Annotated in this window: 10 protein-coding genes and 1 pseudogene; 1 reads left to right on the forward strand and 10 read right to left on the reverse strand. The window is 45.9% G+C overall.

Annotated elements, in window-relative coordinates:
• Positions 1–251: 251 nt before the first annotated feature.
• The 9 genes from FHQ23_RS08105 to rpe all read right to left on the reverse strand — a co-directional run bounded on the left by FHQ23_RS08105 (position 252) and on the right by rpe (position 9,924).
• Positions 252–1,097 carry a DNA ligase gene (locus FHQ23_RS08105; protein WP_139613871.1) on the reverse strand — a complete coding sequence of 282 codons (846 nt, stop codon included), beginning with the start codon at positions 1,095–1,097 and terminating at the stop codon, positions 252–254.
• 141 nt (positions 1,098–1,238) lie between these two features.
• Entirely contained in the window at positions 1,239–2,063 is an 825-nt protein-coding gene (locus tag FHQ23_RS08110; protein WP_139613872.1) for a DUF5718 family protein, read from the reverse strand.
• 122 nt (positions 2,064–2,185) lie between these two features.
• Positions 2,186–4,759 (reverse strand): ATP-dependent chaperone ClpB, encoded by a 2,574-nt coding sequence (gene clpB, locus FHQ23_RS08115; RefSeq protein WP_139613873.1) that lies wholly within the window; start codon positions 4,757–4,759, stop codon positions 2,186–2,188.
• A gap of 196 nt (positions 4,760–4,955) precedes the next feature.
• On the reverse strand, positions 4,956–5,798 hold the full coding sequence (gene rpoH / locus FHQ23_RS08120; RefSeq protein ID WP_139613874.1) for an RNA polymerase sigma factor RpoH: 843 nt from the start codon (positions 5,796–5,798) through the stop codon (positions 4,956–4,958).
• Between the two features lie 153 nt (positions 5,799–5,951).
• Positions 5,952–6,644, reverse strand: a complete 693-nt coding sequence (locus tag FHQ23_RS08125; RefSeq protein ID WP_139613875.1) for an ATP-dependent Clp protease proteolytic subunit — start codon at positions 6,642–6,644, stop codon at positions 5,952–5,954.
• Between the two features lie 105 nt (positions 6,645–6,749).
• Positions 6,750–7,490: a phosphatase gene (locus FHQ23_RS08130; protein ID WP_139613876.1), complete on the reverse strand. Its 741-nt coding sequence runs from the start codon at positions 7,488–7,490 to the stop codon at positions 6,750–6,752.
• A gap of 21 nt (positions 7,491–7,511) precedes the next feature.
• Complete coding sequence (gene trpS / locus FHQ23_RS08135) at positions 7,512–8,519, reverse strand: tryptophan--tRNA ligase (RefSeq protein ID WP_139613877.1); 1,008 nt, start codon at positions 8,517–8,519, stop codon at positions 7,512–7,514.
• Between the two features lie 48 nt (positions 8,520–8,567).
• Positions 8,568–9,230 carry a phosphoglycolate phosphatase gene (locus tag FHQ23_RS08140; RefSeq protein WP_139613878.1) on the reverse strand — a complete coding sequence of 221 codons (663 nt, stop codon included), beginning with the start codon at positions 9,228–9,230 and terminating at the stop codon, positions 8,568–8,570.
• 10 nt (positions 9,231–9,240) lie between these two features.
• Positions 9,241–9,924: a ribulose-phosphate 3-epimerase gene (gene rpe, locus FHQ23_RS08145; RefSeq protein WP_139613879.1), complete on the reverse strand. Its 684-nt coding sequence runs from the start codon at positions 9,922–9,924 to the stop codon at positions 9,241–9,243.
• Between the two features lie 94 nt (positions 9,925–10,018).
• Between rpe and FHQ23_RS12575 the strand changes: the two are divergent.
• A pseudogene (locus tag FHQ23_RS12575) lies at positions 10,019–10,126 on the forward strand (phosphoribosylglycinamide formyltransferase); the annotation flags it as partial.
• Positions 10,127–10,140: 14 nt separating this feature from the next.
• Here FHQ23_RS12575 and FHQ23_RS08155 read toward each other — a convergent pair.
• On the reverse strand, positions 10,141–10,889 hold a 749-nt coding region (locus FHQ23_RS08155), incomplete at its 5' end, for an ROK family protein (RefSeq protein WP_139613880.1).

A 10,889-nucleotide genomic window follows, 5' to 3' on the forward strand; every position in this document is an offset into this window, starting at 1 on the left:
CTTTAGTTTATTTTTTTCGCCCCACTGAATAACAGTAAGACTTCACCAATGTCTTGCACAAGTGCCCACACAGATTGTCTGATATATTGTTAAAGAACAGTCACAACCACTCGCTTCAAATCAGAACGCTACGTCGTTGTGAGGTGCGCATTATAGACATTCAGGAATTCTTTGCAACCCCTTTTTCTCACTTTTTTTCTGTTTTTTATCAAACGGTGGTTTTTTATTCGAAACACTTCACTTTTGACTATTTACTCATCAATTTTTTTCAGATTATCATTCCTGATGCGCAAAAAAGTAGCAAAGCGCGGCTTGCCATTTTTAGTCAGTCCACGGTATTGGTAGGTAATCAGGCTACCGATTGGCGGCGGATTTTGACGATCTACCAGCTTAAAGCCGGATCCTATTTTAAAAACGCCTCGTTGATTTTCACAACTGACCGCACCTAATTTACCGCTGAACCGCCCTTTTCCTTCATGGTGTGCGATCACTCGGCACTCCTCATCTTGGCTGGTTTTGAATTTTAGAATCTGCGAACTACGTTGCTGTTGATAAGGAATATGCGGATTGCGTACCACAATTCCTTCACCACCTAGACGCTCGATTTCTACTAAAAAATCCTCAGCATGCCGACGGTTTTGAATCGGGATCTGCGGAATAATCTCAATATAAGCGCTGGGATTTTGTCGCAAATAATCTGCCAATTGTTGTAGTCGTTGTGATAAATCCCCCTCGGCATTCGGCACATCAAATACATACAGCTTGAGTTGCTGCCAACCGATGTCGTCAAAAGTGCGAATGATTGAGGAAATTTTTTCAAATTTGCCTCGTTGTGAAAACAATTCACCATCGATGGCGAAAGGCGGAAAGTCTTGGATAAAATAATCCGGCGGATTAAACCGATTGCCACTACGGCTCAGCAACTGTTTGCCATCCCAAAAACCGCGCACGCCATCCAGTTTTTCGCTCATCACCCAACCGTCTAACGGCTGTCCTTGATAGACATCTAACAACATGAGATTCGGTTTACTATTTGCCGAAGTCCAATTTATCGCCGAAATCCACACCAGTACACCGGCTAAACAAACACGCCACATCACACACCTCACAATTGATCAAAGTGCGGTCAGACTAATCTAAATAAGCAGAAAAAGAAGAAAGAGGAAAAATAACTGGAATTGGGATCGCAAAAAGAGAAGTGCGGTTGAAAATGTCATCTGACCGCACTTTAAACCATACTAAATCACCTTCTGCACCAACGCTGAGAGATCACCTTCAAACTGTTGTTGCTTCGCCATTACGATAATCTCATCTGCGCTGTGTTTAGTGGCGTTGTACACCACCACCATGCTGACATCGCCCGGCTGCAAGAAATGTGTTTCGCCGAAGTCGGTGTAACGGGTGGCGCCGATACTTATCACCGCCTGTTGCGGATAATTGGCTTTTTCTAGCAAACTTGCAATAGGGTGCATCGGACCTTGATCCGGCTGATTGTTCATGCGATCGACAATCCAATCCAGCAATTTTTGATGAAAATAGCTGTAGCCGACGGTCGAACTATCGATGCCATAAATATTGAATTGCTCGCCGCGTTGGTGGAAACAGGCGATACGGTATTGATCCAAATTACAGCCTGGCGCAAAGCCGTCTAACGGAATTAATGTGGCCGACAGCCCCTTGGTTTGTTCGCCCCAATTTTTCTTATCGGCGATTTTAGCGGCATTCGGACGGCGAATAGAGCAGTCGTTGTAAGCGCCGAACAACTTTGGATAAAGTGCGGTCACTTGCTTATGCTGGTCATATTCAATATCACACACAATCGCTACTTCCGGCTCAATTTGCAGATTATCGGCATCTTGCGGAAAACGCAAAGTGTCCGCCGACAGCGGATAAACCGATAAAAAGTTGCCATCAAAGTGCGGTACATAAAATGGAAAAATCGCTTTCGGCTGATGTGCTTCCTGCACTTCAACCTGTTTGAAATCCGCCGCTTCGCCCGCCTGTTCCAGATGTCCGGCAAAGTTGCCGGCCACACCGAAACCGATTGCTTGTTTAAACGCCATATTACGCTCCTAATAAACCGATCAAAAAGGAATTTGAGTATAACAAAAAACCGCACTTTGCCAATGCTGATCACGGTTTGATAAGCAAGCCAAAGTGCGGTTAGTCAATGTAGTTAAGCTGTTTATTGAGTAGTTACAACCCGATTATCCACCACATCGACCGTCACTGGTTTGCCCGGCAACAGTTTACCCGACAGAATTTGTTGCGCCAGCGGATTTTCGATTTCCTGTTGGATTGCGCGTTTCAGCGGACGTGCGCCGTAAATCGGGTCGTAGCCCACATTAGCGATAAAATCCAACGCTGCTGGGCTGAATTCGATTTGGTAGCCGTGCGCTTGCATGCGTTTGTTCAGGCGCTGCAGCTGAATCGAGGCAATCGCTTCGATATTGGCTTTATCCAACGGGTGGAACACCACAGTTTCGTCAATCCGGTTGATAAATTCCGGACGGAAATGGCGGCTGACCACCGACATCACCAGCTCTTTCACCGAGCCGTAATCCAAGTCGTTGACATTTTCCTGAATCAGATCAGATCCCAGGTTCGAGGTCATAATCACCACGGTGTTGCGGAAATCGACGGTTCTGCCTTGTCCGTCGGTTAAACGCCCATCGTCCAACACTTGCAACAGAATATTGAACACATCGTGGTGCGCTTTTTCCACTTCGTCGAGCAGAATCACCGAATACGGACGGCGACGCACCGCTTCGGTCAGATAACCCCCCTCTTCATAACCGACATAACCCGGAGGCGCACCGACCAAGCGCGAAACGCTGTGTTTCTCCATAAATTCCGACATATCGATCCGAACCATCGCATCGTCACTGTCGAACATAAACTGCGCCAAGGTTTTGCACAGCTCGGTTTTCCCCACTCCAGTTGGACCTAAGAACAGGAACGAACCGATCGGGCGGTTCGGATCCGCCAAGCCAGCACGGCTGCGGCGAATCGCATTGGCAACCGCTTCCACCGCTTCGCTTTGTCCAATTACCCGTTTATGTAATTCGTCTTCCATGCGCAACAATTTCTCTTTTTCGCCTTCCATCATCCGTGCGACAGGAATGCCAGTGGCACGCGACAACACTTCGGCAATTTCTTCATCAGTGACCCGATAACGTAGCAAGGTCATCTCTTTGCCTTCGGAGGCTTCCGCCTGCGCCAGCTGTTTTTCCAGTTCTGGCATGACGCCATACTGCAATTCCGACATTTTGGCAAAGTCACTGGCACGGCGTGCCTGCTCCATTTGCGTGCGCACATTGTCTAATTCCGCTTTGATGTGCTGTGTGCCGGACAGTGCGGCTTTTTCACTTTTCCACACTTCTTCCAGTTCGGAGTATTCGCGTTCTTTTTCGCTCAGTTCTTTTTCTAACATTTCTAAACGCTTGCGACTGGCATCGTCATCTTCTTTTTGCAACGCTTGTTGCTCCAGTTTTAACTGGATAATCCGTCGCTCCAAGCGATCTAACGGTTGCGGTTTGGAATCAATTTCCATGCGGATACTGGATGCCGCTTCGTCGATCAAATCAATCGCTTTATCTGGCAACTGGCGGTCGGAAATATAGCGGTGCGAAAGCGTCGCCGCCGCCACAATCGCAGGGTCGGTGATCTGCACATGGTGGTGAATCTCATAGCGCTCTTTCAAGCCGCGCAAAATCGCAATCGTATCTTCCACGCTCGGTTCATCCACCAGCACTTTTTGGAAACGGCGCTCAAGGGCGGCATCTTTTTCGATATATTGGCGGTATTCGTCCAGCGTAGTTGCGCCGACACAATGCAGCTCACCGCGCGCCAATGCCGGTTTCAACATGTTGCCCGCATCCATTGCGCCGTCGGATTTGCCGGCGCCGACCATGGTGTGAATTTCGTCGATAAATAAAATCACACGTCCTTCTTCTTTCGCCAATTCGTTCAACACGCCTTTCAACCGCTCTTCAAATTCGCCACGATATTTAGCACCGGCAATCAGGGCGCCCATATCCAGCGACAACACCCGTTTATTGCGCAAGCCTTCCGGTACTTCGCCGTTGACAATCCGCTGTGCCAAACCTTCGACAATCGCGGTTTTACCCACCCCCGGTTCGCCGATCAGCACTGGATTGTTTTTGGTGCGCCGTTGCAACACCTGAATCGCACGGCGGATCTCCTCATCACGTCCAATCACCGGATCGAGCTTACCGCTCTCCGCTCTGGCCGTTAAATCGATGGTAAATTTATCCAACGCTTGGCGCGACTCTTCCGCATTTTGATCGTTCACGTTATCTCCTCCACGCATTTTTTGAATCGCGGCTTCTACCGTTTCAGCTTTCAAACCACTTTTTCGCAACGTATTGCCAAGTGCGGTTTTGTCTTCCAACGCCGCCAATACAAACAGCTCGGATGAGATAAATTTATCCTGCCGTTTTTGCGCCAATTGATCGCAACGGTTAAGCAGACGCCCCAAACTTTGCGACAATTGCACATCGCCGGCGTTGCCTTCTACTTTTGCCAAACGATCGATTTCAGCGTTAATTTGGTTCTTCAATTGTGTAACATTGACGCCGCAACTGAGCAATAACGGCTGTATTGAACCACCTTGTTGGTTGATCAACGCCGACATCAAATGCAGCGGCTCAATATATTGTTGTTCATTGCCCAACGCCAGCGATTGCGCTTCGGCAAGCGCTTGTTGGAATTTGGTGGTAAATTTTTCGATATTCATAAAAAATCCTCCTAAATCATATCTTGTCTGACGCTAACCATAACGTCTATTCACGAGGACTAGATGAGGGGTATTTTTTAAAAGTCAAGGTAATTTTGAAAAATAAATTTGCATTTGAAACCGTTTGTTGATTTTCCAGCCAAAAAGAAAACCCATCACAAGGATGGGTTTCTATCAGCTAGGTTATAAGCAGAAATTAAAACGCTACCGCACTTTTCAATTTTTTCAAGGCGTTATTTTCTAACTGACGCACACGTTCGGCTGAAATATTATATTTTGCTGCCAGATCCTGCAAAGTGGCTTTGTCATCGTCCAACCAACGGGAACGGATAATATCCAAACTGCGCTCATCCAAACCGGATAAAGCCTCGTTTAATTGCTCGTTTGCCTGATTTTCATAGTTTTCCGCTTCCAATTCCATGGCGAAATCAGAACTTTTGTCTTCTAAATATAGCGCCGGGCTGTAGCTTTCTTCTGCATCGTCGGTCGGCAAATCGAACGCCATATCTTGCCCGGTCATGCGTGATTCCATCTCTTTCACGTCATCAACCGACACGCCCAGCTCATCAGCAACCATCGCCACTTCATTTTCATTGAACCAACCAAAACGTTGCTTGGTTTTACGCAGGTTAAAGAATAGTTTACGTTGTGCTTTGGTGGTCGCCACTTTGACAATCCGCCAATTGCGCAGCACATATTCGTGAATCTCGGCTTTAACCCAGTGTACCGCAAAAGACACCAAACGGACACCCACTTCCGGGTTGAAACGACGCACCGCTTTCATCAAGCCGATATTGCCTTCTTGAATCAGATCTGCCTGTGGCAAACCGTAACCGGAATAACCGCGTGCAACATGGATCACAAAACGCAGGTGCGATAAAATCAACGCTTTCGCTGCATCTAAATCCTGTTGGTAATACAAACGTTCCGCCAATTCCTTCTCTTCCTCAGCGGTCAGCATCGGGTATTGATTGGCGGCACGGATATAACCGTCCAAGCTGCCTTGAGGAACCAACATCATTTGCATTTCTTTCGTCATTGTCTTCCTTCTTTATCTTAATTAAATCGGCGAGTGCTACTTATACCACAAATTCCAACGAGTTCAAAATTTGATACGCCCTCTCTATGGGACGGGGAAGCGCACTCTGTCACAGCTATTTAGACTTAACTTTCTTTGAAAAGTTCAACTTTTTTATGGATTTTGTCCATCACTATTTTCAACAATATGATAAGCAATCGGCGCTTGTACAATACCGTCTGCCATGCCTGAAACCAATTTTTTGCTGCTGGCTTCGTGGCTGTCAATCAACAAACGGCTGCCCTCGCTATGCAAAAATTTGCTGATTTCTGCTTCGCTATAGTCACTGCATTGCTGATAAGTGTCGGCAAAAACTTGGTTGTACATCACGGATTCTTTTTTCAAATTGTCAATATCATCCGGACGCAGCAGTCCTTCTGAGCCGGTCAAGCTGGAGGCATGCAGCAAAAATTTACCATTCGGCAATGACAACCGCTCTTTTGCCGCACAGAATATCAACGTGGCAGAAGATCCAACCATCGACAGATTAACGGTAGTGACTGGGATTTTCGAGCTTTTCACTGCCCAATAAGCAATTTGTCCGCTGTCCATATCGCCGCCATCACTGTTGAGATACAAGTAGATTTTTTTCAACTGTGGATAATTGATATTTAGATCATCAAGCGCATACACCAACTCGGAAATCAAGTGCGGTTCGACCGCTGCGGTGTAAAAAATTTTAGCCGTTTCAGCTTGACCGTTTTCAAGATAGTCAGCTGGAATTTTTTTGATTTCTGCTTGAGTAGTGGCGCAAATCGCTAATCCGGAAACAAGGGCAAGTGCGGTTTTGGTGGACATTTTTTTCATTGGAATATCTCACAAGAGTGAAAATACCGCTTATTATTCAATAAGCGGCTAAAAATAAAAACCTGAATTACGTAGTTTTAATCTGTTTTGCTTAGCCGATCCCTGCTATAAATCAGCAAATTCGACAATCTTCGCCCAACCACGACTTTCCAGAAAATCCAGTAAGACGCGTGGACTTTGGTTTAATACCCGTTCATTCGGAAAATCGGCGGCTTCAAGTAGCGCCAAACTTTTTTCAAAATTGCCCAAATATCCGGCATAATGAGAATCCGAACCGATGCTGACCCAGCCTCCGGCATCACGCACTGCGGTGGCAATGGTCAGGCAGTTATTATAACTGCCGAGACGCGAATGTAAAAACGAAGCGTTGTTGATCTCCAATGCCACATTATATTTTGCTGCCGCTTGCGCCACCGCCACGGCATCGATCGGAAATTTCGGATTGCCTGGGTGGGTGATAATATCCACCTTACCGCTCTTGATACAGTTGATCAGCGCCTCGGTATGTACTTCACGGCTTGTCGGCTGAATCGACGGCGGATGAAAGCCTGCCAACACCAAATCCAACGAGCGGCGCATGCGATCATTGCAATCCGTTTCGCCGTCAACGTTCAGGATATTGGCTTCAATTCCCCGCAAAATACCAACACCATCAATAAAACGTGGCAAAATCGCCAGATTAGAAAAATGCCATTCATGTGGCGCATCGCTCAATGCCGGGCCGTGATCGGTATTGGCTAACAAGCGAATACCACGCTGTTTGGCAACAGCGATATATTCATGCAAGGTGCTGTAAGCATGGCTACTAGCAATGGTATGAGTATGTAAATCAACCGGATAACTCATTTTTTCCCTCAATCATCAACCTTAAGGTTTTGCCACAAAGCCGACCGCTTGATAAACTTTGTCTAAGGTTTCGGCAGCTCGGGCTTGTGCTTTTTCAGCACCATCACGAATAATCTGGTTTAACAGCACTTCGTTATTGCGGAAATGGTGGAACCGTTGTTGTAACTCAGTCAGCATTGCCGACACTTCATCGGCAACCGCACTTTTCAGGTGTCCGTACATTTTGCCGGCAAATTCCGCTTCCAACTCAGCAATACTTTTGCCACTGACACCGGATAAAATATCCAATAAATTCGAGACACCGGCTTTATTTTGCAGATCGTAGCGTACCACTGGTGGCTCGTCAGAATCGGTGACCGCTCTTTTGATTTTTTTGGCTACCGCTTTCGGATCTTCCAACAACCCGATCACATTATTGCGGTTATCATCAGATTTCGACATTTTCTTAGTCGGTTCCAACAATGACATCACCCGCGCCCCAGCTTTAGGAATAAAAACTTCCGGCACGGTAAACGGATTGTCGTACAACGCATTAAAACGCTGTGCAATATCGCGCGTGATTTCCAAATGTTGACGTTGATCATCGCCCACCGGCACTTGATTAGCTTGGTACAACAAAATGTCCGCTGCCATTAATACCGGATAGGTGAACAAACCGACATTGACGTTTTCTTCGTAACGGGCGGATTTGTCTTTAAACTGGGTCATGCGACTCATTTCGCCAAAATAGGAGTAGCAATTCAACACCCACGCCAACTGGGTGTGCTGCGGCACGTGCGATTGCACAAAAATAGTACTTTTTTCTGGGTCGATTCCCGCCGCCAGATAAATCGCCAACGTATCCAAGGTGGCATTACGCAAAGCTTGTGGATCTTGGCGCACGGTGATGGCGTGCAAATCGACGATACAAAACAGGCAATCAAATTCGTCCTGCATTTTCGCCCATTGGCGCAGCGCCCCCAAATAATTACCAATTGTCAATTCACCCGACGGCTGCACACCGCTGAATACCACAGGTTTTTTACTCATTTTTTTCCCTTATTTATTTCTGTTTCTATCACTAATTTGTCGCTAAAATTAGTTAATCACCGTTAAAATATCGGCAAAATCATCAAACACCCAATCCGGATTTGCCTCACTGATCGGGATGTTGTAATTATAACCGTAAGTCAGCCCGACGACTGGGCAACCGGCCTTATGTGCTGCCAAAATATCATTTTTTGAATCGCCGACAAACAACAACTGTTTCGGATAAATCCCGAATTTACCACACAAATAGTACAACGGCGCAGGGTGCGGTTTAATCGCAGGCAACGATTGACCGCCGAGTAATTCGGAAAAGAGATGATCGATACCGAATGCCGCCAGCACGGGCTGCACATGCTTGGTCGGTTTATTGGTGACCACCGCCAGCGTATAACCCTGTGCTTTCAAGGTTTCCAGCGTCGCTTTCACATTCGGGAACAGACGGCTTTTATTGCAAATATTTTCGCCGTAATAAAAGCCAAAACGTCTTTTCAACTGCTTAATCGCTTCAGGATCCAGCGTTGCCCCGCTCCACTCAAGCGCTCGAGCAAGCAACACATCAGCCCCATTGCCGATCCACGTCAACACCAGCGCTTCTGGTGCCTGCGGCAAGCCAACTTCGGCAAAAGCTTGGTTAATCGACAACGCTAAATCCGGCAAGCTGTCGACCAAAGTACCGTCCAGATCGAAACCGATCACTTTAAACTGACTCATGCTGCTTTCCTTATACGATAGTTGAAGTGAGGCTCGCCAATTGTTGCCGCATAGCGTTGATCACTTCGGCATAATCCGGTTGATCAAAAATGGCCGAACCCGCCACAAACATATCTGCCCCTGCGGCGGCAATTTCCGCAATATTATTCACTTTTACGCCACCATCCACTTCTAAACGAATATCAAAACCGCTGGTATCAATCCGTGACCGCACTTGGCGTAGTTTGTCCAACGTCGCCGGAATAAATGACTGCCCACCAAACCCCGGATTGACCGACATCAGCAGAATCACATCGATTTTGTCCATCACATAATCCAGATAAGATAATGGTGTCGCCGGATTAAACACCAAGCCCGCTTTACAGCCGCAACTGCGAATCAACTGCAAAGTGCGGTCAATATGCTCGCTAGCTTCGGGGTGGAAAGTAATATAATCCGCGCCGGCTTTGGCGAAATCCGGAATAATCCGATCGACCGGTTTCACCATCAAATGCACATCAATCGGTGCGGTAATGCCGTAATCGCGCAACGCCTTGCACACCGCCGGCCCAAAGGTCAAATTCGGCACATAATGGTTGTCCATCACATCAAAATGAATCACATCGGCGCCACTTGCCAACACTGTTTTCACATCATCACCCAAGCGTGCCAAATCTGCAGAGAGAATCGAAGGAGCAATTAAATAGGGTTGCATAAATCACCTTTTGTCGTTTAAAAGCCATAAAAGAGCGGTAAGAGGGAGTAGTTTACTACTTAATGGAGGATAGTGAAATAGAGCGGTTGTAGTAGTCAACGGGCACCGCCGCTTAAGCATGATTTTAGCGCGTGATGAAAGTGCGGAGACCACACTTGAGAAAGCGAGGTCGTCATATGGGAAGTTGGTGATAGAATTATAAATTAGTCATAAAAATCAGAATACTAGCACCCCTTGACATTCTAAATATTCAATAATTAATGGTAGCCCAGCTCCTATTACAGATGCATTATTCTGTTGTTGGGCTATTCGAATAAATTTGTCATCTATTGGAAAGGTAGCAATTTTTTTAATTTTATGCTGTAACGTCATAATATCATCATCAATTAAATAAGATGCAATATCTCCTCCCAAAATAATATCCCGTTCTAACAAAAGATAAGTTGCATTTAGTCCCAATGCTAAATTATCTAAAAAGCAATCCCAACGTAGCTTGATCTCTTGATTGTTACATCTCAATAGTTTAAAAAACTGCTCAATTGTTTCATTTTCATCTAATAATGCAGATAAAGAACAATAAGTTTCTAGGCATCCTTTTTGCCCGCAGTAACAATTTCTTCCCTGATGATGAATTTGCAAATGCTCCAAGGCCCCAGAGTAGCCTTTTTTACCAAAATCAATTTGATTATTAATAATTAAGGCGCCCCCTAGATGCTCACTAATAGAAACATAAATTGCATTATCGATAAGTTTAACTTGCCATAATTCGGCTGCCGCCGCACACCTAACGTCATGAAACAACATGATTGGGATAGTAAAATATGATTGTAAAGACTCAAAACATGAATACGTTCCAGGAAGGATTTTTCCATAAAGCACAGATTTCCGATTTTTATCTGCGATTCCTTGAATTGAAATTCCGACGCCTAAAATCCGCTCAATATTATATCCAATATTTTCTATGA

The organism is Testudinibacter crocodili, assembly GCF_006228025.1.
Lineage (GTDB): Bacteria > Pseudomonadota > Gammaproteobacteria > Enterobacterales > Pasteurellaceae > Chelonobacter.